This window comes from Patulibacter minatonensis DSM 18081, assembly GCF_000519325.1.
Classification (GTDB): Bacteria; Actinomycetota; Thermoleophilia; order Solirubrobacterales; family Solirubrobacteraceae; genus Patulibacter; species Patulibacter minatonensis.
The window spans coordinates 4,885,704-4,910,121 of the sequence record NZ_KI912613.1 but is presented as its reverse complement, the minus strand read 5'-3'; the positions used below and the strand labels follow the sequence as shown (position 1 = coordinate 4,910,121).

Annotated in this window: 22 protein-coding genes and 2 riboswitches; of the genes, 12 read left to right on the top strand and 10 right to left on the bottom strand. The window is 74.7% G+C overall.

Going from position 1 to position 24,418, the window contains the following annotated elements; translation table 11 throughout:
- The first annotated feature begins 105 nt into the window (after positions 1–105).
- Complete coding sequence (locus PATMI_RS0123070; protein ID WP_026912610.1) at positions 106–1,056, top strand: quinone oxidoreductase family protein; 951 nt, start codon at positions 106–108, stop codon at positions 1,054–1,056.
- Positions 1,057–1,093: 37 nt separating this feature from the next.
- Entirely contained in the window at positions 1,094–1,828 is a 735-nt protein-coding gene (locus PATMI_RS0123065; RefSeq protein WP_026912609.1) for an SDR family NAD(P)-dependent oxidoreductase, read from the top strand.
- A gap of 40 nt (positions 1,829–1,868) precedes the next feature.
- On the opposite strand, the gene PATMI_RS35360 is transcribed toward PATMI_RS0123065, so the two are convergent.
- On the bottom strand, positions 1,869–3,050 hold the full coding sequence (locus PATMI_RS35360) for a ParB/RepB/Spo0J family partition protein (protein ID WP_051472190.1): 1,182 nt from the start codon (positions 3,048–3,050) through the stop codon (positions 1,869–1,871).
- Positions 3,051–3,197: 147 nt separating this feature from the next.
- On the opposite strand from PATMI_RS35360, the gene PATMI_RS0123055 reads away from it, so the two are divergent.
- Positions 3,198–4,037, top strand: coding sequence for an SDR family NAD(P)-dependent oxidoreductase (locus tag PATMI_RS0123055; protein ID WP_026912608.1), 840 nt, complete (start codon positions 3,198–3,200; stop codon positions 4,035–4,037).
- A 66-nt stretch (positions 4,038–4,103) separates the two neighbouring features.
- Here PATMI_RS0123055 and PATMI_RS0123050 read toward each other — a convergent pair whose 3' ends face one another.
- From PATMI_RS0123050 to PATMI_RS32705, 4 genes are all read right to left on the bottom strand, one after another.
- Positions 4,104–4,367: a hypothetical protein gene (locus PATMI_RS0123050; protein WP_026912607.1), complete on the bottom strand. Its 264-nt coding sequence runs from the start codon at positions 4,365–4,367 to the stop codon at positions 4,104–4,106.
- Positions 4,368–4,424: 57 nt separating this feature from the next.
- Entirely contained in the window at positions 4,425–5,606 is a 1,182-nt protein-coding gene (locus PATMI_RS0123045; protein ID WP_026912606.1) for a hypothetical protein, read from the bottom strand.
- Between the two features lie 68 nt (positions 5,607–5,674).
- Positions 5,675–7,114 (bottom strand): diguanylate cyclase domain-containing protein, encoded by a 1,440-nt coding sequence (locus tag PATMI_RS0123040; protein ID WP_084270191.1) that lies wholly within the window; start codon positions 7,112–7,114, stop codon positions 5,675–5,677.
- A 339-nt stretch (positions 7,115–7,453) separates the two neighbouring features.
- Positions 7,454–8,368, bottom strand: a complete 915-nt coding sequence (locus tag PATMI_RS32705) for a DUF4352 domain-containing protein (RefSeq protein WP_036726309.1) — start codon at positions 8,366–8,368, stop codon at positions 7,454–7,456.
- Positions 8,369–8,537: 169 nt separating this feature from the next.
- Between PATMI_RS32705 and PATMI_RS32700 the strand changes: the two genes are divergently transcribed.
- A complete protein-coding gene (locus PATMI_RS32700; protein ID WP_051472189.1) occupies positions 8,538–8,717 on the top strand; it encodes a hypothetical protein in 180 nt (59 codons plus the stop codon).
- A gap of 53 nt (positions 8,718–8,770) precedes the next feature.
- On the opposite strand, the gene PATMI_RS32695 is transcribed toward PATMI_RS32700, so the two are convergent.
- Positions 8,771–9,781 carry an FTR1 family protein gene (locus PATMI_RS32695; RefSeq protein WP_157260931.1) on the bottom strand — a complete coding sequence of 337 codons (1,011 nt, stop codon included), beginning with the start codon at positions 9,779–9,781 and terminating at the stop codon, positions 8,771–8,773.
- A gap of 398 nt (positions 9,782–10,179) precedes the next feature.
- Here PATMI_RS32695 and PATMI_RS36210 point away from each other — a divergent pair, with 398 nt between their 5' ends.
- From PATMI_RS36210 to PATMI_RS32680, 7 genes are all read left to right on the top strand, one after another.
- Positions 10,180–10,740, top strand: a complete 561-nt coding sequence (locus PATMI_RS36210; RefSeq protein WP_169738410.1) for a TetR/AcrR family transcriptional regulator — start codon at positions 10,180–10,182, stop codon at positions 10,738–10,740.
- 196 nt (positions 10,741–10,936) lie between these two features.
- Positions 10,937–11,131, top strand: coding sequence for a hypothetical protein (locus tag PATMI_RS0123015; protein WP_026912604.1), 195 nt, complete (start codon positions 10,937–10,939; stop codon positions 11,129–11,131).
- Between the two features lie 82 nt (positions 11,132–11,213).
- Positions 11,214–11,372: a CsbD family protein gene (locus PATMI_RS36205; RefSeq protein WP_084270189.1), complete on the top strand. Its 159-nt coding sequence runs from the start codon at positions 11,214–11,216 to the stop codon at positions 11,370–11,372.
- A gap of 186 nt (positions 11,373–11,558) precedes the next feature.
- The gene (locus PATMI_RS36985; RefSeq protein WP_157260930.1) at positions 11,559–11,705 is read left to right on the top strand and encodes a hypothetical protein; all 147 of its coding nucleotides are present in this window, start codon (positions 11,559–11,561) and stop codon (positions 11,703–11,705) included.
- A 40-nt stretch (positions 11,706–11,745) separates the two neighbouring features.
- Positions 11,746–12,048, top strand: a complete 303-nt coding sequence (locus tag PATMI_RS0123000) for a hypothetical protein (protein WP_026912603.1) — start codon at positions 11,746–11,748, stop codon at positions 12,046–12,048.
- A 53-nt stretch (positions 12,049–12,101) separates the two neighbouring features.
- Positions 12,102–12,419, top strand: coding sequence for a LapA family protein (locus PATMI_RS32685; protein WP_084270188.1), 318 nt, complete (start codon positions 12,102–12,104; stop codon positions 12,417–12,419).
- A gap of 177 nt (positions 12,420–12,596) precedes the next feature.
- The gene (locus PATMI_RS32680) at positions 12,597–13,769 is read left to right on the top strand and encodes an oxygenase MpaB family protein (protein WP_051472187.1); all 1,173 of its coding nucleotides are present in this window, start codon (positions 12,597–12,599) and stop codon (positions 13,767–13,769) included.
- A gap of 36 nt (positions 13,770–13,805) precedes the next feature.
- Here the strand turns inward: PATMI_RS32680 and PATMI_RS0122985 are convergent, their stop codons facing one another.
- The 4 genes from PATMI_RS0122985 to PATMI_RS32675 form a co-directional block, all read right to left on the bottom strand.
- Positions 13,806–16,649, bottom strand: coding sequence for a helix-turn-helix transcriptional regulator (locus PATMI_RS0122985; RefSeq protein WP_026912602.1), 2,844 nt, complete (start codon positions 16,647–16,649; stop codon positions 13,806–13,808).
- A gap of 164 nt (positions 16,650–16,813) precedes the next feature.
- The gene (locus PATMI_RS0122980) at positions 16,814–18,253 is read right to left on the bottom strand and encodes an InlB B-repeat-containing protein (protein WP_157260929.1); all 1,440 of its coding nucleotides are present in this window, start codon (positions 18,251–18,253) and stop codon (positions 16,814–16,816) included.
- A 141-nt stretch (positions 18,254–18,394) separates the two neighbouring features.
- On the bottom strand, positions 18,395–19,411 hold the full coding sequence (locus PATMI_RS0122975; RefSeq protein WP_157260928.1) for a hypothetical protein: 1,017 nt from the start codon (positions 19,409–19,411) through the stop codon (positions 18,395–18,397).
- Between the two features lie 527 nt (positions 19,412–19,938).
- Positions 19,939–22,224, bottom strand: coding sequence for a hypothetical protein (locus tag PATMI_RS32675; RefSeq protein WP_036726305.1), 2,286 nt, complete (start codon positions 22,222–22,224; stop codon positions 19,939–19,941).
- 92 nt (positions 22,225–22,316) lie between these two features.
- Positions 22,317–22,523, bottom strand: a riboswitch (cobalamin riboswitch).
- Positions 22,489–22,705, top strand: a riboswitch (cobalamin riboswitch). Its footprint overlaps the riboswitch before it by 35 nt.
- A gap of 32 nt (positions 22,706–22,737) precedes the next feature.
- On the opposite strand from PATMI_RS32675, the gene PATMI_RS35350 reads away from it, so the two are divergent.
- Positions 22,738–24,387: a hypothetical protein gene (locus tag PATMI_RS35350; protein ID WP_051472186.1), complete on the top strand. Its 1,650-nt coding sequence runs from the start codon at positions 22,738–22,740 to the stop codon at positions 24,385–24,387.
- Positions 24,388–24,418: the final 31 nt, after the last annotated feature.

Here is a 24,418-nt window from a genome sequence, read left to right as displayed (position 1 = left end):
GGGGCCGGCGCGCGTCGTGGCGGTCTCGTCCGCGGCCGGGACGTCGGCCGCGCGGCATGCGCCCGCGCCGACGGGCCCGCGGCGGCCGCTCGCTAGCGTCGGCCCATGACCGCCATCACCGTTCCGACCTTCGGCGACCCCGACGTGCTGACGCTCGAGGACCGTGCGACGCGGGAGCCCGGTGCCGGCGAGGTCCGGATCGCGGTCGCCGCCGCGGCGGTCAACCCGACGGACCTCCTGACCCGCAGCGGTGCGGCGTCGCGGTCCGCCGAGCCGTCGTCGCCGATCGTCCCGGGGATGGACGCCGCCGGGATCGTCGACGCGGTCGGCCCGGACGTCGACCGCCTGGCCGTCGGCGACCGCGTGATGGCCGCGGTGCTGCCCGCGCGGCCCGACGGCGGGGCGTACCAGTCGTCGCTCGTGGTGCCCGCGGCGTCGGTCGTGGCGATCCCGGACGGGGCCACGCTGCTGCAGGCGTCGACGCTCCCGATGAACGGGCTGACCGCGATCGAGGCGCTCGACCAGCTCGACCTGCCGGGCGGCGCGACGCTGCTGGTGACGGGCGGCGCGGGGTGGCTCGCGACCCTGATGATCCCCCTCGCCAAGGAGCGCGGACTGCGCGTCGTCGCGGACGCCCGGCCCGACGAGCACGACCTCGTCCGCGGACACGGGGCGGACGACGTCGTCGACCGCGGGGACGGACTCGCCGACCGCGTCCTCGCGCTGGTGCCGGACGGCGTCGACGGGGCGCTCGACACGGCGCTGATCGGGCCGCCGCTGTTCCCGGCGATCCGCGACGGCGGCGGCTGGGCCGTCGTCCGCGGGCAGCAGGACGAGACCGAGCGCGGGATCGTGCGGCACACGGTGTTCGTCCGCACCCGCCTGGAGGACACCGCCGCGCTCGAGCACCTGCGGGAGCTCGCGTCGGCCGGCACGCTGCCCCTGACCGTCGCGGAGACCTTCCCGGCCGAGCGCGCGGCCGACGCCCACCGGCGGCAGGACGAGGGCGGCGTGCGCGGGCGTCTGGTGATCACGTTCGCGGGGGACGCCTCGTGAGCGGCGCGCGGGGCGTCGCTCCCAGGGGGACCACGTCGTGAGTCGCGTCGTCGTCACCGGGTCCGCCGACGGGCTCGGGCACGCCGCCGCGAGCACGCTCCTGGACGAGGGCCACCACGTCGTCGTCCACGTGCGCGGCGAGCACCGCCGGGACGCGGTCGCCGGGCTCGTCGCGCGCGGCGCCGAGGTCGTCGTCGGGGACCTCGGCGGCCCGGACGGCACGCGCGCGGTCGCCGAGCAGCTCGCACGCGTCGGCCGCCCGGACACCGTGATCCAGAACGCCGGCGTCTACACCGGATCGGCGATCCTGCCCGTCAACGTCGTCGCGCCGTACCTCCTGACCGCGCTGCTGGAGCGCCCCGCGCGGCTGGTCGTCCTGAGCAGCGGCATGCACACCGGCGGTCGCCCGACGCTCGACGGGCTCGACTGGTCCGGGCGTACCGGCACCGCGTCGTACTCCGACTCGAAGCTCCTCGTGACGACGCTGGCGATGGCCGTCGCGCGCCGGTGGCCCGACGTGCTCGTCAACGCCGTCGACCCCGGGTGGGTGCCGACGCGGATGGGCGGCCCGAGCGCGCCCGACGATCTGCGACTGGGGCACCGCACGCAGGAATGGCTCGCCACGAGCGACGACCCCGAGGCCCGCACGACCGGCGGCTACTGGTACCACCAGGAGCGCCGGGACCCGCATCCGGCCGTCTACGACGAGGCGTTCCAGGACGAGCTCGTCGCGACGCTCGAGCGGGTCACCGGGGTCGCGCTCGCGAGGTGATCCGGGCTCGGACCCCGCGGCGAGGGTGCGGGGCCCCGCCTCAGAGCACCCGGTTGACCGCGTCCGGGTGCGCCGCCGCGGCCGGCCCGTCCGCCCGCATCAGCGCCTGCGCGCAGCGACGCACGTAGGCGGTCAGGTCGGGGCCGCCCAGCTCATCGAGGTCGGCGGGGAGCTCGATCGCGTCGCCGACGGCCTTCTGCTTCTCGGTCAGCCAGCGGACGAGGTAGCGGTCCAGCTGCGCGGCCACCTGGCCGTCCGACGCCTCACCGGCGAGCGACGTCCGGGGTGCGCTGGAGTCCCACGCCGCGGGGGCGCCGTCCGCGCCGTCGCCCTGCGTGCGCACGGGGCTGTAGTCCGGCACGGCGTACTCGCGCGACGCCGGATCGGCGGTCGAGCCCTCGTGCCGGTTGTCGTCGCCGCGAGGCTCCGGCCCGTCGCCGGGACGGAAGACGCCCTTGACGGGTGCCGGGGCCTTCGGCCCGCGGGTCTCGCCGAACGTCTCCCGGATCTCGGCGGGCGTCATGTCGCCCTGCGCGACCGCGCCGGCGTAGTCGATCGCCTGCTTGCTCGTGATCGCGCCCTTGTCGGTCTGGCGGCGCAGCAGGTCGGCGATCGTCAGCGACAGGTCGCCGTCGGAGACCCGCTGCTGGACCTCGTCGGGCAGCTCGAGGAGCTTCAGGTGCCGACGCACCCACGACGGCGACAGGCCGATCGACCGCGCGACCTCGGCGGCGCTGGCCCCCTCGCGGCGCTTCATCAGGAGGCGCAGCCCGCGAGCGGCCTGCAGCGGCTCGAGCTGGACGCGCTGCACGTTCTCCAGGAGCTGGATCTCGAACGCTTCGTCCTCGTCGAGGTCGACGATCTCGTCCACCGGCGTCGTCTCCCACCCCAGCGCGACGAGCGCCGCGTGCCGGCGGTGGCCGGCGACGAGCAGGAACTCCCCGTCGCCGCCCGGCTTCCTACGGACGAGCGGGGGCGTCAGCAGTCCGCGCTGCCGGATCGACAGCGCGAGCTCGTGGATCTCGGGGAGGTCCGGGCGGATGTTGCGGTCCGCGGCGATCCGGTCCACCCGCACGACCTGGCGCACCCGGTCCTTGCTCGCGGTGTCGAACACCGGCTCCTCGGCCAGCTCGGCCGCCAGCCGCTCGCGCTCCTGCTCCGCCCGCTCGGCGTGCAGCTGCGCGACCGCCTCCTCGCCCTTCTGGAGATCGTCAACCGACATGCAGCACCTTCCTCGTCATCGAGGAGGGCACTGTAGAGGGGCGTCCGGCGGGCGCGGGCGGACGCCGCCGCGACCCCTCCGGAAGCCCGAGAACCACGATAGAACATTGTTCTAGAAAAATGATCTAGTCGCTGGTACGGTCCCGCCATGAGCACGTCCGACCGCCCGACCGCCGTCGTCACAGGAGCCAACCGCGGGATCGGCCGCGCCGTCGCCGAGCAGCTGCTCGTGGCCGGCCACCGCGTCGTGCTCGCCGTGCGGGACCGGGGGTCCGGGGCTGCGGCGTGTCACGAGCTCGGGCTCGACCCGGACCGCGACCTCGTCGTCGCGGACCTCTCGACCATCGCCGGGGCGAACGCGGCGGCCGACGCGATCCTCGACGCCTGCCCGAGCATCGACGCGCTGGTCCAGAACGCGGGGATCTGGCCGACGGAGCGCGTGATCACCGGCGACGGGCTCGAGCAGGCGTTCGCGGTCAACCACGTCGCCCCGTTCGTGCTGAACCACCGGCTCGCCGACCGGCTGGCGGAGGGCGGCGGTGCGCGGGTCGTCCAGGTCAGCGCCGGGCTGTACATCAAGGGGACCGTCGACCTCGAGCGGACGCCCACGGGCGAGGACTTCTCGGAGATGGGCACCTACTGCGACACGAAGCTCGCCAACCTCCTGCTCGTCCCGCGCTTCGCCCAGCACTGGGCGGGGACCGGCGTCACGATCACCGCGCTGCACCCGGGGGTCGTCCGCACCGGGCTCGGCGACCGCGAGGGTCCGGAGGGCGACCAGGTCCGGAGGATGAAGGAGTCCTGGGCGAGCCCCGACGAGGGCGCTCGCCCCGTGGTCCGGCTCGTCGTCGACCCCGAGCTGGACGGGGTCAGCGGGCGGTACTGGTTCGAGCACCTCGAGCAGCCGCTGATCGCCCCGGCGACGGACACCGCGCTGGCCGCCGCCGTCTGGGACCACGCCGGGCGCATCGCGCTGCAGCGCGCCTGATCGTCGCGCCGCCGCGGAGTCGTGGCCCCGCGGTGCGGGACGCCCGCGGAGCGGGTCCGGGATCGCTCAGCGGGTCGTGGCGGTGCGACCCGAGCACCGCAGCAGCAGGATCGCGCAGACCGCCACCACGCCGCAGAGCGCGGAGCCGAGCAGGTCGGTGACGAGGCCCGTCGCTGCGACGGCCAGGAGCAGCGCTCCGGCGATCAGGTACCCGTCGACCGGTTCGCCCGTGATCGGGACGCGCCCGCAGGTCCGCTGCAGGAGGGCGGGCCAAGGGGCGCGGCGCTCATCGGGGGAGCACGAGTGGTCGGTGATGGTCGTGGTCGACATGGGGCGTTCCGGTACGGGGCGGGATGTACCGGTGCAGACCGTCGCCCGGCGGAGAACTCATCGCAGGTCGTCCGCGGACCGGGCGACGACGGCGCGCAGCTCGGAGACCTCCTCCGCGAGCCGCCGCAGGTCGTCGGGGTCGAGGTCGGTCGGCATGCGGGCGGCGACGTCGGCGCTCGCGAGCGACAGGTGCTCGCCGGCGACGAGCGCGGCCATCGGGGTGACCGGCCGGTGCGCGAGGTGGAGCCCGAAGCCGTCGGGGGCGGGGGAGAGGTGGCCGGCGATGAGTTCCCGCCACGAGCCGGGCGCGACGTCCGGATCCGGCCCGAGCAGCACCGCCAGGTCGTCCGCGCGTCCCAGCGCCTCCAGGCGGTCTCCGAGATCGTCCGCGCCCCACGCCCGCGAGCTGGCGTCCCGGAACGCGGCGAGGTCGTCGTCCGACCCCTCGCGGACGAGCCACCACAGGGTCGTCGTCGTGCGGACGAGCGACCGGAACGCCTCCTCCTGCAGGAGCGAGCCGTCCCCGCGGGGCGCGTCGATCAGTCCCCGGGCGAGCTTCGCGGCCCGGACGAGCAGGCCGCCGATCACGGCGCGATCGGGGTCGAGCGGGGCGGCCGTCGACCGGCAACAGGCCTCGGCCATCAGGCACCCGCGCCGCAGTGCACGCCACCCCTGATCCTCCGGCGACGGCCGGTGCTCCTCCGCGGCGGCGGACGACCCGCGCCGGACCGCGATGGGCTCGTCGCCGATCGTCGCCGCGCGCCGGGCCACCGCCTCCTCCGGCTCGACCGCCGCCGGCGGCGTGGGGACCGGCTTCGCGGCGAGGCAGTCCTCGCACACCGTCCCGCGGAGCATCGTGTGCCCCACGGCGACGCCGACGCCGCGGACGGGCACGTCCACTCGCCCGCAGGTCGTGCACCGCGTCGGCTCGTCCCGCCCCGGACGGCCGAGCCGCTCCTCGAGCGTGGCGGCGACGGCCTCCGTGCACGCCGCGCGTCGGCAGCTCCGCAGGTCCGGGACCGCCGCGAGCCACACCGCACCCTCCCCCGGGTCCTCGGCGAGGTGCGGGCAGACCAGCATCGCGTCCGTCGCACCCCGGAACCGCGCGATCAGGTCGAGGACCCACGGCGTCGTCGTCGCACCGAGGACCGGTCGCGCGGACCGGCGGTCGCCGGCGGCCGGGCGCCGGAACACCACGCCGCCCGGCCCGGGCGCTCCGCCCTCCTTCTCGACGCTCATCCCCTGCAGTGTCGGGCGGCGGGCGGACGGCGCCCGACCTGGGGCGATCCGCTGCCGTCGTCCGCGCCTCAGCGCGGCGCGGGAGCGAGCGCCGGCGCGCCCGGGGTCCCGCCGGCGTCGTCGCGCTGCCACGAGCGGTCGACGACGACGACGGTGTCCGCCGCCTCCCGGGCCTCCGTCATCGCCGCGCGGGCACGGGAGAGCCATGTCGACGCCGGGGTCCCGGGGGTCGGCGCGAGCGTCGCCACGCCGACGCCGAGCCCGTCCGCGCCCCCGCCGAGGTGCGACTCGATCTCCCGGGCCAGGCGCAGGGCGACGACCGAACCGGCCCCGGTGCTGGTGTGCGGGAGGAGCACGACGAACGTCCCGTCCGCCAGCCGTGCGCAGTGGTCGCACGACCGGATCGCGCGGCGGACGACCGAGGCGACCGTGCGCGTCAGGGCCGCATCCGGCCCGGGGTCGCCGTCGACCGTCAGCGCGAGCAGGGTCATCTCGAAGCCGTACCGGTGGGCCTCCCTCGAGCAGCGACCGATCTCGACGGCGATCCGCTCCTCGTCCCAGAGCCCCGAAGCGGCGTCGACGCCTGCGACGGTCCGCCCGGTGCCGGCGTGCGGACGGGTGACCGCGGGCGACGTCGACCGGGCATCGGCGCGCGGCGCGGCGGCGGAGCGGGGTGCGCGCGCGGCGTCGGAGGGCGACGAAGCGCGTCCGCGGGCCATCGGCGTGGCGCGGGCGGGCGGGACGGCTTCGGCCGGCGGACCCGCCGGCCGGACGGCATGCGTCGAGGTCTCGCTCGCGCGGAGGGCGGTGGTCACGGACCGCAGGGTCTCGATCGTCCCGATCGGGCGGACGGTCACGGGCGCGGGCGGCGACCCCCCGCCGCCGCGCGACCCTGCGTCCGCCGACGCTCCCGACGGCGACGGGCCGCGCCCGGGTGCGGCGGGCGCGGGGACGGCGCGGACGACGCCGACGAGCTCGAGCAGGCCCTCGGCGAACCGGCGGACGTCGCCCCGGTCGGTGTACTCGACGACCGCCGTCGTGTCGGTCGCGAGTCCGAGGCGCTCGGCCTCGCGGCGGAGCTTCGCGCGGCCGACGACCCCGGCCCGCGGGTAGTCGAGGACCCCGCCGACGAGGTGGATGCGGGTCTGCAGCGACCCGGACCGGCGCAGGACCTCCCCGGCGTCGGTGAGCGCCCCGGTGCGCTCCGCGGCGTCCGACGAGGCGGCCCGGAGGGAGATCGCGACGAGGAACGACGGGGCGACGTTCGTCAGCCGGTGGTGCCGGGCGAGCCAGGCGCCGACGCGCCCCGTGGTCCCGCCGCGCTCGACGGTCGCGACGGCCGTGATCACCGACGCCGACCCCGGGTCCCGGGCCTCCTCGCCGTCGACGTCGCCTGTGGCGACCGCGAAGCCCGCGCGCCGGACCGTGTCCGCGATGTCCCGCGCGACCCGGCGCGCGTGGCCGTCCTTGCCGTCGAACACCACGAGGAACGGATCTGAAGGGGTCATGCGGCCTCCGGGTGTCGGGTCCTCCGGTCGCCTGCGGGCCGGGCGGCGCCCGGGGTCCCGGGGCGTCGGGGACGGTCCGCGCCGATGGCGCGCCGGAGTGCAGAGAGGACCGCAGCGTACGCCTCACGCAGGCGGGATCCTCGACGAACGTTGGGCCCGTGGACGGATGATCGGGCGAGCCGGTGCTGACCCCGTGGAGGCGCCCACGGCCGGGTCGGAGATGCGTCCGCGCGGCTTGACGCCCGGTGCCGGGGTCGCCGCTTCTGGGCAGGGTCCGGCGGCGAGCGGTACGGCCCCGCCGCACCGCTCGGTGTCCGCACGCGCTCGCGCGACGCGCGACTACGGCGCGTCCACGGCGACGTGGGTGCCGGTGCCGTCGCTGTCGTCGCCGGCGGACCCGTTCCACAGGACGACGGTTGCGATGGTCGAGCCCTTGGCGACGCGGAACGGCAGCTTGTACCTCTTCGACAGACCCGGCTGGATCTCGCTGCCGCAGAAGTCGTTGCCGGGGAGGTTCAGCGCCTCTTGCGAGTCGAAGTCGATGTTCCGCTCCTGGCTATCGACCAGCTTCGCGGAGCCGCCGCCGCAGAACGGATCGGCACCGTCCTTCGAGTCGTTCGTCACCTTGACCCTGAGCAGGTACAGGTCCTCGTCAGGCTTCGGCTTCAACGGCGAGCTGTACTCGTCGGCGGCGATCGACGAGACCTGGCGGAGCGAGCGGACGGTGAACGTGAGCCCGTCGTCGGTCGCTGGGCTTCCGATCTGTGCGGGTGTCGCCTTCGCTGCCTCCGTGGTCGTCGTCGCGGCGTCGTCGTCCGACGAGAAGCCGCCTTCTTCGTCGGGATCGGCTGCGACCAGCCAACGCCCGCCTTTCTTTTCGAACGAGATGTCCTCGGGCTCGCCGTCGTCGTCCTTCGATGCGCTCTTCGCGATCGCTGAGTCACCGATGATCTCGAGGCGAGAGAGGTCGTAGGACGCGTCGGAGACGTCTTCCTCGGCGGCCGCGGCAGACAGGCCGTCTGCGCAACTCGGGTTCTCCTTCTCGCTGATGAGGGCCGCCGCGAACTTGATCTGTGTCCTGAGCTCGAGCGTCGCCAGCGAGCAGAACGTGTCCCAGTCCTTCGAGCGGATCGCGGTCTGGAGGCTCGCCGTGAGGGCCTTGATCTGTTCCCGGTCGCTGCCCGAGGTCGATGGTTTGTCAGCGCCGCCGCATCCGGTGGCGCCGACGACGAGGACCGTGCTCGCGCAGGCCATCCATGTCTTCATGTCATTCCTCCTGGTGTGTCTCGGTCGCGGGCCGACCGGTCCTGCGCGCCAGGCTACGGCGTAGCCGCGCGCCCTCGTGCATCGCCATCCTGCGTTCAGATCGCGATGGAGGCGGACGACCGTTCGACAGCCGATGGTGGAACGCCGTTGCTGCTCGGTGAGCGACCCGACGGATCGCCGGGCCATGCTGCTCGAGGCCTCGGCGGACGGCGCGACGGAGGCGCAGCGGTGGCGCTCGCGCTACGCCGAGGCGGCCGAGGACCTCTTCGCCGCGCTCTCCGGCCCGGACCGGCAGGCGCTCCTGGAGGTGTTGCGCAAGGTCGACGGGGAGGGCTGAGGGTCGCCCCGTCGCCCCGTCGCCCCGTGCTCAGGCGTCGGCGGCGCCGCTGGTCAGGCGCCGGCGGCCGCGCGCCGTGCGCGCCGCTGCGGCCCCTTGACCTGGACCTCGCGGGCGACGACGTACGAGCCGACCACCGCGCCGACGGCGACGGTCTGGCCGATCACGGTCTCCCAGTTGCCGAAGACCGAGAACCAGGTGCCGAGCCACCCGGGGCTGTCCCAGAACGTCGAGGTGCCGATCCAGCCGGCGAGCTGCATCTCGTTGACCTGCTCGCCGACCATCACGAACAGCACCAGCACGAGCAGCGCGAAGGTGATGATGAGGAGCTTCTTGTACGGCAGCTTCCGGTGCAGGACGAAGGTCACGATCCCGGCGGCGGTGGTGAAGAGGAGGCCGAGCGTCACGCCCTCCAGGACGACCGACGAGCCGTACCCGACCCGCAGCGACTGCAGGAAGAGCACGATCTCGAAGCCCTCGCGGTAGACGGCGCTGAAGCCGAGCAGCCCGAGGCCGAGCAACAGCCGCGGGCTGCCCGCGTCGGCGTGCAGCAGGCCCTTCTTCTTCCGGTTGTGCCGCTTGATCCACCCGGTCCAGTAGGTGTCGTGGAAGAACCAGTTCATGATCACCAGCAGCACGAGGATCGCGGGGATCCCGGTCGCCGCCTGCACGTTCAGTCCGGTGCCGCCGAAGGCCCCGATGACCCACACGGCCGCGAACCAGGTGACGACCGACAGCAGGAGCGCGACGCCGCCGCCGATCGCGATCGGCCGTCGCTGCCCGGCCGCGGGGCCGCGGAGCCCGGCCGTGATCGCGGCGAGGACCAGGACGCACTCGAGGCCCTCGCGGAGCACGAGCACCGCGCTGTTGACGACGACGGTCGTCCGGCTCAGGGTGCGGCCGGCGTCGGTGGGGTCGACCGTCCCGCCGGCGGCGTTCCAGCCGGCGACCACCGCGAACGCGAGGAGCCCGAGCACGACCACCAGCCACGCGTAGAACCAGCGCGAGTCGGTCCGGGACTCGGCGCGTGCGGTGCCGTCGGTGGCGAGGGGTGTAGCGGACATCGAGGTCTCCTTAGGGCGCCCTGCGCAGGGCACCCTACGTCCGAACTCGATGAGTGCGAGATGAGTGGCGCACAGGCGCTCTCGGTGGTTCGTGGGCGCCTCGGTCGACCGCGGGGATGCGGGAGCCGTGGACGTACCTTCGAGGTGGTGGGGGGGTGCACGCTTCACGGGACGGCCCTCGACCGCGCGGCGTCCGGCGCACGGAACGCGGACACGACCCTGCGCAGGACGACGCCGCGCTGAGGCGGCACGCCGCCGGCGGACGACCTCGGCGGGGGAGGGCCGGTCCACGTGAACGCGGTCGTCGTCGACGGCGCGGCTACGATCCTCCGATCGCCGAGCCGCCGACCACCCGACCCCGGCGCAGCCGGCAGCCGATCGAGGTCCGGCGCCGCGAGGTGCTCGACGCTACGCTCGACCTCATTGCCGACGGCGGGTTCGCGGCAGTGACGATGGAGGCCGTCGCGCGCCGTGCCGCGCTGGCGAAGACCGTCGTCTACAACGCCTATCCGAACCGGACCGAGCTGCTGTCGGCGCTGCTCGAGCGGGAGTTCGGCCGCGCCCTGTCGACTCTCGCCGAGGCGCTGCCGGCCACCGGGGCGGCCGGCGGCGACCCGCTCGCCGCGTCGTTGCGGTGGGTCGAGGCGATCGCGGTGGCCATCCAGCGCGACCCCACGACGTGGCGCCTGATCCTGTTCCCGCCGGACGGGCCGCCGGAGGCGCTGAAGGCGTCGATCCAGGCCGGCCGGGACGTCGTCCTCGGACACCTGCGCGTCATGCTCGACGATCTCGCCGCGGTCCGGCCGCAGATCGCCCGATTCGACCGGGAGTTCCTCCCGCTCGCGCTCCTGGCGATCTGCGAGGAGGGCTCCCGGCAGCTGATCGCGGCGCCCGACGAGTACGACCCGGCACGCGTCGTCGGCTTCGCGCGCGAGCTGCTGACGGTCCTGGCGCGCTGACGGGCGGCCTTCCGCACCACCGCGGACGTCGTCCCCGACGCCGGCTCGTCGCGCCGACGGGACGCGGGCCACATCACGACGTCCCGACGGTCGCATGAAGATCTCCTGAGGGTGCGTGCGCGGGACCGGTCGTGGGTAGTTCCCCTTGCAACGACCGGCCCATCGGGGGTCCGGCGCTCGACCAAGGACGTTCAGGATGTTCCAGGTTCTCGGCAGTGCCACGTCAGCCACGACCGCGCATCCCGCGGTCGGGTCGCGGGAGGACCGCGACGCCGATCGCGGCATCGGCGCGGTCGGTCAGTCCCACCCGGAGGTCGACGCCGCGCTGGAGCGCGAGAGCGTCAGCGGCGTCGAGTGGCTCCCGCGTCACAAGCCGCACCGCTGGATCTGATCCCGACGGGCTCGTGCGGAACTTTTTCGCGCGGGGCCGGTCGAACATGCAGTTCCCCATCGACACGACCACAGGAGACGACATGACGGACATCGCAGGCAAGGCCAAGGAGACGACCGGCAAGGTGACCGGGAACGACGACCTCAAGCGCGAGGGCCAGGTCGACCAGGCCGTCGACAAGGTCAAGGAGACCGCCGAGAAGGTCACCGACAAGGTCAAGGACGTCCTGAAGAAGGACTAGCAGCCCCCTCGCGGGGCGGAGCGGCGCGCGTCCCCCGGCGCGCCGCCCGCGCCGGGCGCGCAGCCCGGCGCGGTCCCCGCACCCGGTCGTCACCCGCGACGACCGTCATCCCCGGACCCCGTGGATCGCTCGACATCGTCGCGCGCCGCGAACCGGACCACTCGTTCCACCTCCCGGAGACCCTCCGTGTACAAGATCCTCGGCCGCATCACGTGGCAGATCCTCAAGCTGATCGCCCCGCCGCTGGCTCGCAAGTTCCAGCACCGGCTGACCGGCACCGCCCCGCAGAAGCCCTCGAGGCTCGACCGCGTCAAGAACCTCGGACGGCGATGATGCGCCGTTTCACCACCGGGACGCCGACGCGGTCCCGCGCGTGAGCCTCTTCCGCAGCGCTTCCGCCCGGCGCGCCGGTGGCAGGGCCGTCCCGTGGCTCGTCGTCGCGGACGTCGCGCGGGAGGGCCACCGGCACTGGACCTCCCGGCTCTCCGGCCGCGAGCGTCGGCGTCTCGTCGAGCTCGTGCGGCGCAGTCGGGGCAGGCGGAGCCGATTGACCGACCGCGAGCAGCGCGAGCTGCGGCGCCTGGTCGCCCAGCTCGACCTGAAGCTCCTCGCCCGGCACGCCGCCCAGGTGGCGGTCGTCGGCAAGGTCCGGCACTCCAGGCGCCGCGGCCGCTGAGCACCCGACCGGTCCGCACCCGCGGGCCGGCACCACGACCACCCGAAGAACCAATGAGCACCGACACCACCACCGCCGAGCAGTCCCCGACGTCCGGTCGTCCGGACCCGACGCACGAGAAGCCCACCGGCTCCCGTACGAACGCCGCGATGTGGTTCGCCATCCTCGGCGGCGTCATCCTCGCGATCCTGCTCGTCTTCATCCTGCAGAACCTCGACCGGGTCACGATCGAGTTCCTCGGCTGGAACGGCCGCGTGCCCGTCGGCGTCGCGCTGCTCCTCGCCGCCGTCGCCGGTGGCCTGATCGTCGCGATCGCCGCCGGCGCCCGCATCCTCCAGCTCCGTCGCCGCGCGACCGGCTGGAAGCGCTGAGGCGGGCGGCGTCGGGCCGACCCGCCGGCGGGCGCCGCTCCACACGGGCCGTCGGTCCGCCGGGATCGAGCGAGGCTCCGAGGCGCTTGACGAAGCTACGGGTCCGTATGTACGCTCCCGTACCTACGGTCGGGTAGGCAGCCATCGCCGAGCCCGACGACCGCCCAGGAGGACCCCATGGCCACGCCCACCGTTCCCGAGACCCCCGAGGCCGCGCCGCTCGGCGACCCGCCCGCGACCGCACGGGCCACGGCCCGCCCCGCGGCCACCGGTCCGGCGACGACCGGCGACGCGAAGGCCCGCCGTCGCGCACCGCGTGCCCGCGACCTCACGCCGATGGAGGACTACGGCTGGTTCGGCCCCGACTCCGTCGCCTGGCGCGTGTGGGTGTACCCGACGGGCATGACCGTCGGCTTCAGCCGCGCGGTCGTGGTGGAGGAGCTCGACCCGTTCCTCATCGCGCCGGTGAAGGTCTCCAGCAAGATCTACCAGCAGCCGAAGGTCCGCTACGACCGCACGCTGCGCTACTTCGCGACGTGCCTCTTCGGCGACTCGGCGTCGATCGCCAAGGCGTCCGGGATCCTCACCCGCGTCCACGCCCGCGTCGCCGCGCCGGACCCCGTCTCGGGGCTGCTCTCGGATCCGAACAACCCCGAGCAGCAGCTGTACATCCACATGACGGCGTGGCACTCGATCCTCTACACGTACGAGGTCTTCGGCCCGGGCCGCCTGTCCGCCGCGGACGAGGCGCAGTACTGGGCGGAGTGCCGCGTCGCCGCCCACGCGCAGACGATCGACCCCGAGACGGTGCCGATCACCCGCGCCGGCGTGCGCGAGTACTTCGACCGCATGCGCCCGCGCCTGGCCGCGTCCGAGGCCACGCAGGAGGCGATGGCCCACCTGATGGACCTCGGCCCGTTCGCGCCGGACGTGCCGCGGGTCTTCCAGCCGGTCTTCACCGTCGCCGGCTGGATGTTCCGCGCGGCGGTCCTCTCGACGATGCCCCGCTACCAGCGCCGGCTCGCGAACCTGAGCCAACCTCGCTGGGTCGACGTCGCGATCCGCCCGATCATGAAGGCCACCTTCGCCCTGGTCGACAAGTCGGTCCGCGCGAAGCTCATCCTCCTGTCGGCCCTCTCGCCGAACACCGTCCCGGTCGCGGGCCAGGTCCTCGCCGGCATCCCGGCCCGCTCCTCCGAGGTCCTGAGCCCCGAGGAGACCTACCGCCGCCACGAGGCGCCGACCCCGCGCGAGCTCTACGCCGAGCTGGGCCACGACCAGTCGCAGGTCGTCTTCACGCCGTCGGCGCCGGTGCCGGCGGAGGTGGCGGAGCGGGCGGCGGTCGGCTAGGAGTCCCCGGGAGCGCGGGCGACGTCCGGGGATCGGTCAGGCCCTGAGCGCCCCGGCCAGCCCGCCCCGGCCGGCGACGCCGAGCTTGCGGTACGCGTTGCTGAGGTGCAGCTCGACGGTCTTGCGCGTCACGAACAGCGCCTCCCCGATCGCGCGGTTCGTGAGCCCGTCGGCGGCCAGCTCGACCACCCGGCGCTCGGCCTCGGTGAGCGATCCCGGGCCGGTCAGCGCGGTGGTCCGCGGGCGTCCGCCGGCGGCGTACAGCTCGCGACGGGCCCGCGCCTCCAGGACTCCCGCGCCGAGCCGCGCGGCGAGCTCGAGGCCGGCGCGGAGGGCGAGCCGTGCGTCGGCGGTGGCGTCCGCGGCGCGCAGCGCGGCACCGAGCTCCACCTGCGCCCTGGCGTGCTCGAGGCGCGCCCGGGTGCCGTCGGTCGTCGCCACCGCCTGACGGAGCCGGGGGATCCCGGGTTCGGCGGTCTCGGCGCTCCCGCCCTCGCTCGCCTCGGCGCTCCCGCCATCGCTCGCCTTGACGGTCCCGGCGCCGGCGATCCCGGTCCCGCCGGCCGCGCCGACCTCGATGCTGCCGAGGATCCGCAGCGCCTGCCCGACCAGTCCGGGTGACCCCCACGTGCGCGCCTGCGCCAGCGCGCCCTGCGCGGCGACGAGCGCCTCGGCGTCGCGGCCGAGTCCGTGCAGCGCGACGGCGCGGTGCGCGAGCGCCGGGGTGTCGAGGAGGTGGGGGAGGAACGCGAACCGGCGCTCGAGCTCGGCGGCCGCGGCGAGCGCCTCGTCGTGGCGCGACTCCGCGTTCAACAACGCGACGCGGCTGTCGAGCCACATGCGGGCCTCGTCGGTCTGGCGGTCCGGGGCCGGGACGCTCTCCAGCGCCTCGCGGGCGCCGGCCAGGTCGTCGCGCTCGATCCGCACGCGCGCCCGGAACGCCGCGGCGTGGACGCCGCCCTGCACGGCGTTCCAGTCGCGTGCCGCCTCGAGCGCGTCGTCGAGCGCCGCGTCGGCGGCGGCCAGCTCGCCCCGGCGGACGAGGCCGTAGCCCCGGAAGAGGCTGAGCGCGACCCGCGCCTGGTGGGAGCCGTGCAGCTCGCACTCGCGCTCGATCGCGGCCCAACCGGCGTCGGCCTCGGGGCGGTCGGCGATCTCGAGGACGAAGACCGCCGAGACGGCGAGGAACACACTGTCGGCCCGCACCAGGTCGCCCCCGTCCAGCGCGGCGAGTGCGAGGGCGGCGCAGTCGTCGGCCGCCCCGCCGTCGAACGCCCAGTTCCGGGCCGACTGGGCGGCGAGCATCTTCGCGCCGATCCCGGGCTGCAGCGGCAGGCGGCGGCCGAGCGCGACGACGTCTGCCGGCGGCGTGACCGTCGGGTCGAAGAGCGGGGCCATCAGGGTCGTCGTCGCGACGATCCGACCGAGGTCCTCGGCCCCCGGCGGGAGCTCGGCGGCGGCCTGCTCCAGCAGCGGCACGCTCTCGTCGACCCGGTCGATGAACATCAACAGCCGGGCGAGGTCGATCAGGAGCGACACGCGCTCGGCCGGGTCGTCGGTGAGCCGCAGCGCCTCGCGCAGGTCGAGTTCGGCCGCAGGGCCGTCGACGAGCATCGTCGCCCGGGCGAGCGCCGCGGCGAACTCGGCGCGACGATCCTCGGGCGGTGGTTCGGCGATCGCACGACGGAGGAACAGGGCGGCGTCGGCGGGCGCGCCGGCGTGCAGCGAGGCGCGGGCCGCCTCGGCGAGCACGTCGCACGACCCCGCCCGGCCGTCGGGTGGCGCCAGGACGAGGTGCGCGGCGATCGCGTTCGCGCTCCTTCCGCGGTCGCGGAGCAGGTCGGCGGCGGCGCCGTGCGTCAGCGACCGCTGCGGCGCGGGGAGGTCCTCGTAGATCGCGGACTCGACGAGCGGGTGCACGAAGGTCGTGCCGGCCTGGTCGGCGAGGATCTCCGCGCCGATCAGCGCGGTGGCCGCGGCGCCGGCGGCGTCCGGGTCGAGCCCGGCGAGTGCGGCCGCGAGCGACAGGTCGGCGGTCTTCCCGAGCACCGCGAGCGCGCGCGCCAGCTCGGTCGCCCCGGCCGGCAGTCCGGCCAGGCGGACGAGCACGGTCCGCAGCACCGCCCGCGGGCCGAGCGCGTTCACCGCGTCGAGCTCGCGGGCCACCGGCGAGACCGCCTCCGACCGCAGCGTCTTGACGAGCTCGCCGAGGAGCAGCGGGTTGCCACCCGTGGCCTCCCTGCACGCCGCCGCGAACGTCGCGTCCGCATCCTGGTCGAGCGCGCCCTCCAAGAGCTCCGCCGTGGCCGCGTCGCTGAGTGCGGCCGGCCGGACCGACGTCGTGAGCGGATCCCCGACGAGCTCGCCGAGCAGTGCGGCCGACGCGGAGCGCTCGAACGGCCGCAGCGTGGCCAGCACGGATGCCCGCAGACGACCGAGCCGACGCGTGAGGTACCCGAGGAACAGCAGCGACGGCTCGTCGCAGAGGTGCAGGTCGTCGATCAGGAGCATCACCGGACGCTGCACCGCGAGTGCTTCGGTCTCGCGGAAGAGGGAGGCGAGGACGACGAACGACTCGTCGCCCGGGTCCGCCGCGGTCGGTCCCGACCGGGCATCGCGCCGGTCGGGGAACAGCTGGTCGACGACTCCGAACGGCAGACGGTGCTCCCGTTCGCTGCCACGGGCCTCGAGCACGAGCATCCCGGCCGCGATCGCGCGGTCGCGTGCCGCCGTCAGCAACCGGGTCTTGCCGATGCCTCCGGGGCCCTCGATCAGGATCAGGCCGGGCCGGCCTGCGGCAGCGCGATCGACGGCGCCGTCGAGCAGGTCGAGCTCCGGGCCGCGCTCGAGCAGTCGAGGGGGACTCGGGGGATCGGCCATCTCCCCGGGGATCCTAGGCCCTCACCACCTGAGGGCCGGCCGAGTTCGAGCGGGGAGGCGCCACCCGGCCGGGAGTCGCCTCCGGGCCGGGGCGACCCCGCAGGTACCGGACTCCTCGCTGCGCGCCGCGGCCTCCGGTGAGGGACGGCCGCGCGGGGGACCGGCTACCTGATCCGCGCGACCTTCCTCCCGACCGTCGTGGTCCCCGCGCCCGTGGTGGCGCGCAGGGTGAGCGCCGCCGACAGCTTGGCCTTCGCCTTCAGGGCACGGGCCGCTTTCGCCGGCAGCCTGATCGTCACCGTCTTCGTGGTGGCCGTGCTCGTCGCCGTCGCGAGCTTCACGGTCGTCGTCTTCCTGCCGACCTTGAGCTTCACGGTGCCGCCGACGACGAGCTTGGCCTTCCGGTCGCAGCGGACCGCGACGGTGAACCGGCCGTGCTTGACCCTCGAGGGCGCGGCGACCGAGCACTTGGGCTTCGTCCCGGCGATGCCGGAGCCCCCGGGGGTCGGCGTCGTGGTCGTGGGCGGGACCACCACGGGAGGCGTGGTGCTCCCGCCGCCGGTCGTCCCGCCACCCGCGGCCCCGGCACCGCCACCGGGTGCGGCCCCGCCGGGCACGCCGGGGTCGGTGGTCGCGAACGTCGCGCCGACGGCCTTGTCGCCGTCGAGCGTCACCGAGCACGCGCCTGCACCGGCGCAGGCGCCGGTCCAGCCGGTGAACGTCCACCCGGGTGCCGCGGTCGGCGTGAGCGTGACGACGGTGCCCTGCGGACGGGTGGCCGAGCACGTGCCGGGGCACGAGATGCCGCCGCCGGCGCCCCCGACGAACCCGGACCCGGTCACGGTCACGGCGAGGGTGCGCTGGGCCTGGCCGGGGAGCGCGAGGCGGACGTCGATCCCGCCCTTGTCCTGGCCGTAGTCCGAGACCACGGCCGAGGCGCCGCCGGCCGTCTCGGATCCGGCCAGGTCCGCGGTCCGGTAGTAGCGGGCCGCGTAGGCGCCGACCGGGCCACAGGAGGGATCGGCGACGAACTGGACCAGACACGGCAGGGGAGCCAGGCGGTGGACCCGATAGGTGCCGTTCGCCGCGGTGCAGGCGCGGCTGACCTCGTCGCCGTCGGTGTCGAACACGCGGGCCGAGACGCCCGGGAGCCCCGCGTTCCCCGCGGCCTCGGTCACCGTGCCGCTGATCGTCGCCTCGGTCTGGAGCGCCGCGTCGATGTTCGGGCGATCCGCGCCGTCGACCACGTCGACGGCCGTCGCGTTCTTCGCGTTCAGCCGGTTCGCGTACCAGGTGCGGGCGTAGCCCGTCCGTGCGCAGGTCGCCGGATCGCCGGAGTACGAGACGTAGTACGAGCCGCTCGAGAGGCCCGAGAACGCGTACTTCCCGGTGCCGTCGGTGCAGACCGACGAGATCTTGACCCGGTTCGAGCCGTAGAGGTCGACCGTGTACTGCGACACCGCGCCGCCGTCGGCGGCCGCGGTGACGGTGCCCTGGATCGAGCCGGTCGCGGCTGATGCGGTCGCCGGGACCGCGGCGCCGAGGGCTGCCGCCACGGCGGCGGCCCGCAGGACGTTCTTCATGTGCTTCATGTCGGGGGACACCACTTCTTCTCGAGGTCGGGCTCGCTCCGCCGGCCGACCTCGCGGGCGGGGGAGCGTCCGTCGCAGCTTCGCGTCGCCCCGCGCGCCGCACAATGCCTCGACCCCTAGACACGGACCCTAGGATTTCGGCTGTCGGACGCCCTACGGGAAGAGGTTCTCCGTGTACCCGATCGCGGGGGCCGCCGAGGCGTCCAGGCTGCGGGTCAGGAGCTCGCCGGTGCCCGGGAGGTACGCCGGGACGAGCTGGGCGAGGTCCCCGCTGTCGGGCCCGACGGTGATGCGGGCGGTCTCGTCCTTCCGCGACAGCGGGAGGCTGGTCACGACCTGCCCGTCGACCCGGTCCCGCACGGTGATGAGGCGGGTGCCGTCGATGCCGGCGGCGTGGATCGGCGAGAAGGAACCGTTCGACGCGATCGCGAACGGCGTGCGCCGCCACGTGCCGCGGGGGGTGCCGAAGGCCCAGCGCTGGTGGGCGTAGACGCCCCCGCCGTTCGTGACCGGGGTCGTGCTCTCGACGGCCACGCGGCCCCCGTCGGCGAGCACCCGGAGCCAGGTCTCGCGGGGCGCCGAGGTGCGGATCTTCTTCGCGGATCCGATCGTGGTCCCGGTCAGCGTCGCGCGCCAGAGGACCGAGTGCTCGCGCGACGTCGTCTTCGCCGGGTGGGTCGTGAAGTAGAGCCGTCCGCGGTCGATGCCGACGCCGCCGATCTCCCGGCCGCGGTACGTCGACCGGATGCGGTGCACGGCCCCGGTGTCCAGGCGGACGAGTCGCAGGTCATCGCGAGCGTCGTCCTTCGCACGCTCCGTGGCGACGAACGCGACGGGCACGCCGCCCTTCGCGCTCCCGACCTCGAGGCCGTCCACGCCGTTGTTCGCCGCGTCCGTCAGGGTCGCGAGCTTGCGCGGGCCGTCGGATGATCCCGTCGTCCAGAGGACGACCGGGGCATCGCCCGGCCCCGGGCTCGTGTCCTGCGTCGCCCACGCGGTCCGGGCGTTGCCGATGCTCGCCACCAGCGCGGTCTCGACCGTCGCGGGCTGCAACGACTGCCCGATGACCGTCGGGTCGGCGGCCGACGCGGTCGATGCGGTGAGCAGGGCGACGAGGGCGGCACCGGCGAGCGGTGCGGCCACCAGGGCGGGGGTTCGGGAGTGCGTCATCGCAGTGGGAACCCGGGCCGGCGGAGGAAGTTGCGTACACCGGCTCGCACGGGCGGCGTCGCGACGCCCTCGTGCCGCTGGCCGGCGAGCTGCGACGTCGCTCCCGGCGTGTCGACGCCCGATCCGCGACGACGGCCGGTGGGTGCCGACCGTCCTCGATCCGCGCTCCTCCGTGGTCAGCAGGTCAGCGCTTCAGCGTGAACGTCTGCGTGCCCGAGTCGCACGTGACGTCGCCGTAGGGCGATCCCGAGGTCCGCACCGAGCCCGTGATCCTCTGGCCCTTGGCGTACGCGTCGCGGGGCGCTGGACTCGCCCTCCGGGCTCGCCCAGCGCCCCGCCCCGCCGACCCCGACCGGCGCAGACTAGATTCCCCGAAACCAGACCCAACGCTGTCTCTCAAACCCAGCACGGCTCGCCGCTGCGGTGAGGAGCCGCTCCAGCCGCAGCCCGGGTCGGCGCGTCGCGAACGACGCGCCCGGTATCCGGTCCGGTCTGCGGCGGGGAGCTCGCGATCCCGTGCTAGCCGCTCAACGCGGGACGACGACCTTCAGGGCCGAGGCCTGGCGGCCGGCACCGACGCGGAGCGTGTACGAGCCGGCGACGAGGCGTCGGCCGCTGGTGCGGCGGAGCTCCGTCCGGGTGCGCCGCACCGTGCCGGTCGCGTACGTCCGGCCGTGACGAGTCAACCGGGCCCGGACGGTCCGGTTCGTGGCGTTCTCGCCGGAAACCGTGCAGGTGATGCGCGACGCGCTGCCTCGGACCAGGCGGCATCGCACGGCGGCGTCGGCGCCCTCCGGGCCTCGGTTGCCGCGGTCGCCCTTGGCACCCGCGAGACCGGCGGGACCGGCAGGGCCCGTGGCCCCTGCGACGCCTGGCGCGCCGTTCTTGCCGTCTGCACCGTTCGTGCCGTTCGAGCCGTCTGCACCGTCCGTGCCGTTGGCGCCGTCGGACCCCGGCGTGCCCTGCGTGCCTGACGCGCCCGGCGCACCGTTCGTCCCCGGGGTGCCCGGCGCGCCAGTGTCGCCCTTCGGGAGTGCCCCACCGGTGCCGGTCAGCGCGACGTCGGCGGAGACCGGCTGGCCGCCCGCACCGATCAGACGCACCGCGGCCGCGCGCGCACCAGCCTCGCCCGGTGCGAACCGGATGTCGATCGAGCAGGTGTCGTTCGTGTTCAGGGTGGCCTCGGCGCACCCGTCGCGGGTCACCAGGAAGTCGCTGACGTGCGTGCCGGTGATCGACGCGCGCGCCACGTCGATCGCGTCCTGCCCGGCGGTGAACGTCACCGTCCGGGCCGCCGAGATCGTCGACTGCGGCTGCTCGGCGAACGTCACCGGCGCCGGAGCCGCGACCGGGGTGCCGACCTCCAGCGCGACGACGCCACCGAAGCGCACTGCCTGCGTACCCGCGAGCTGCGGCGCGCTGGCCTGGAAGCGGACCTGCCAGCGAGCCCCCGGGGGCAGAGTCTTCCCGTTGACGGACGTCACGACGCCCTTGGAGGTCGTGAAGTCGTCGACGCAGCCCGTCGGAATCGAGGCCGCCTTCGCGGCGGTCAGGACGTCGGTCAGCGGCGCGCCTGACGGGATCCGCACGGCGCAGAAGCGCACGTCGCCGTCGCCGGCGTCGACGCTCAGCGCGATCGGGACGGTCGTGCCGTCGGTCACCGTGGGAGCGGGCCGCAGGCGAGGGTTCGTGGGGTTCGCGCGGACCGGTGCGGGGGCCGACCAGCGGAAGTTCGAGAGCGCGCGGACGGCGACCTCGGCCGAGTTCATGTCGGTGCCGCCCGCCGGATACGCGGTCGTCGGGGCGTACTTGAAGCTGCCGTAGCCGACCTCGCCGGGGTTCGTGTTCGTGCCGGACAGGCGCTGCAGACCGAGGATGAACTTCACCGGGTTCTGGTCGTTCGGGGTCGTCCATTCGGCGCTCTGCGGATCGACACCGCAGGCCTTCAGGCCGATCAGCGCCCAGCCGGCGGACGGCAGGTTGTTCGGCGGGATGCTGTTCTCGTTCGCGACGCCGAAGCCGCCGGTCGTCGGGTTCAGGCGACGCTTCAGGAAGTCGATGCCCTTCGCGACCGGCGCGTCGGCTGGCGTCATGCCCTCCTGGCACACCATCGAGAGGACGGCACCGGTCATGTCGATGTCGCCGTTGCCGGTGGCGCCGGCGGTGAACGACCAGCCGCCGACCGCGGTGCGTCCCTGGGCGTCCGGCGTCGTCGACGTCTTCTGCGCGGCCAGGAGGTTGGCGACGATCTTCTGCCGCACGCCCTTGGGCAGGAACAGGCTGTTCGTGGCCAGCAGCGCGAAGCCGTCGCTGTTGGGTGCGAACGCCCCGAAGTCGCCGTTGGCCTTGCGCCACCGACTGGCCAGCGACGCGGTCATGTTCAGGTCCTGCGTGACCTTCGTGACCTGGATCCCGGCCGAGGAGGAGATCAGGGCCTCGCGACCGAACGCGCCGGCGGAGTTGGTGTTCGGGAGCGTCGCGTAGCTTCCGGGGTAGGTCCCCTGCTGCCAATCCTGGAGGCTCTGGGTGACGCCCGGGTTCTGGACGTCGGCGGCGTTGATCCCCGCTGCGGCGAGCGAGGTGATGACCCAGTTGCCCTGGAAGCCGGGGAGCGAGCCGTTCGTGGCTCCGCCGGGCGCTCCGGTCGTGGTCCGGCCCTGCTGGTTCACGACCCAGCCGGCGCCGTTCTGGACGGCGGTGTCGATCTCCGCCTGGGTGGCGGGTGCCGCGCCGGCCGCGGCCGGGAGGGCGGCCGCGGTGAGGACCGCGGCGATGCCGAGGGTGCGCAGCCGGAGGCTGCTCGTTGAACGCATGTCGTTGCTCCTGTTCTGGGACGACGACACGCGGAGGACGCGGTCCGCGGAGGGCGGCGCGTCTGCACGGACGCCGTCCTTTCGCGAGACGGATGGCCTATGACGTCCGAGCGGATGTTCGGGCTCGGGATCGTCCTCACGACTCGCCTTCCCGGACCAGGACGGAGCCCTGTTCCAGTGGCAACGAGAGTCGCTCGTCCCCCATACCGCTGCGCGTCAGCCCCGGATTCCCACCGGAGTTCCCCGCTCGTGACGGCAGCAACGTAGCAGGCCGACGCGCCAGGTGTCCGTGCTACCTTCAGCGCGAACATCAGCGGAACGTGGTGAAGGGAAGACCGGTGCAAGACCGGCGCGGACCCGCCACTGTGAGCGATCAGGACCGCCGCACGCCACGTGCAGCCACTGGGAGGAGGGTCTCCTGGGAAGGCGCGGCGGGACCCCAGTCGTGAGCCAGGAGACCTGCCCGGTCCGCCCCACGTCGAACGCCCCTCGGGACTAGGGGAGAAGGACACCATGGCTCGCTCCATCGCGGGACGCTCAGTCGTCGCCGCTCTCATCGTAAGCACCCTCGTCGTCGCCGCCGCCGCCGTCGGCGCCGGACCGGCACGCGCCGCGCCGTCGGACCAGCGCGTGAGGATCGAGGGGAAGAGCACGACGCTCTTCGAGGGCACGATCCGCACCGACGGCCACGCGATCCGTGCGTCGTCGGACACCGAGGCCCGGAAGTGCGACGGCACGAACAACGGCGCCCACGCGACGCCCGGGCCGACCCCGACCGCCGCGTCCGAGGACGCGATGCGCAGCATCGGCCAGGACTTCGACGGTCAGTGGTACCCCGGCTTCGACGACTACTTCATCCAACGCTTCGGACCGGACGCCGAGGACGCCGGGACCGCCGCCTACTGGGGCATCCTCGTCAACGGGATCTACACCTCCGTCGGCGGCTGCCAGTACGGCCTGAACCCGGGCGACCAGACGCTCTGGGTCTACGACGCGTTCAACAACCGGGACCTGCTCCGGCTCGACGGTCCGCAGGGCGTGGGGGAGCCGACGTCCGACGTCGAGGGCGCCCCGCCCACCGCCGCGGCGAAGAGCAGTTTCACCGTCGGGCTCGGGCAGCCGTTCGGCGTCACGACGATCCGCAACGAGTCGACCGGCGACATCGGTGCCGCCGGATACCGCAAGCCTGCCGCGGGCGTGCGCGTCTCGCCGGTCACGACCGCCGCGAACGGCGTGCAGACGATCCAGAGCACCGACCCGGCGACCGTCGTCTCCGACGCCGCCGGCCACGCGACCCTGTCGTGGTCGACGCCGGGCTGGAAGCGGGTCAAGGCCGAGGGCACCGGCTTCGTGCGCTCCAACCGGCTCGACGTCTGCGTCACCGACGCGGCCGGCGCGGGCTGCGGCGCGACCCCGTCGGCGGACACCGCCACGCGCGTTCCGCCGCCCAGCACCGTTCCCTCGCCCGCCCCGACACCGACCGGCAGCGGCGCGCTGACCGTCGGCGCGGCGGCACCGTCGGGCAAGGGCTTCCGGGTCGGCGGCCTCACCGTGCAGGGGCTGCGCGTCACCACCGACGGCAACCCCGCGGCGCTCGTCGGCGTCCGGTGGACCGTCCTCGGCGGAGCCGCGATGAAGGGCTGGCGCATCGAGTACCGCGTCCCGGGAGTCGCGCAGCCGCGGTGGAGGACGGCGAAGAGCGGCACGGTGCAGAGCTCGGCGCTCCTCGACGTGCCGTTCGGTCGCACGGTCGACCTGAGGGCCCGCTTCGTCGCCCCGACAGGCGGTGCGGTGCTCCGGCCGATCGGACGTGTCGTCGTGCCGATCGACGAGCGGGTCCGGCAGGTCCGCTTCTCCGGTCGCATCGCTCGTGAGGACGACCCGCTGGCGTGGCGGAAGACCGTCACGCGGATGGGCCGCGGCACGTCGCTGCGCGTCACGTTGCCCGCCGGCCGTCCGGCGCTGGTCGTCCGCTCCGACCGGCGCAAGGCCGTCGTCGAGGTGCGTTCCGGCCGGGCGCGTCCGCAGCGCCTGACCGTCCCCGCGCACGCCGACGGCCGGACCGTCGTGCTCCGCGCCCGCGACCGTCGCCGCGGTTCCGCCGTGCGGGTCCGCGTGCTCTCGGGCGTGGTCCGGGCCGACGGTCTCGCCGTCGGACCCTGAGGCCCGGGTGCCGCTCCGCCGCCCCGCCGGG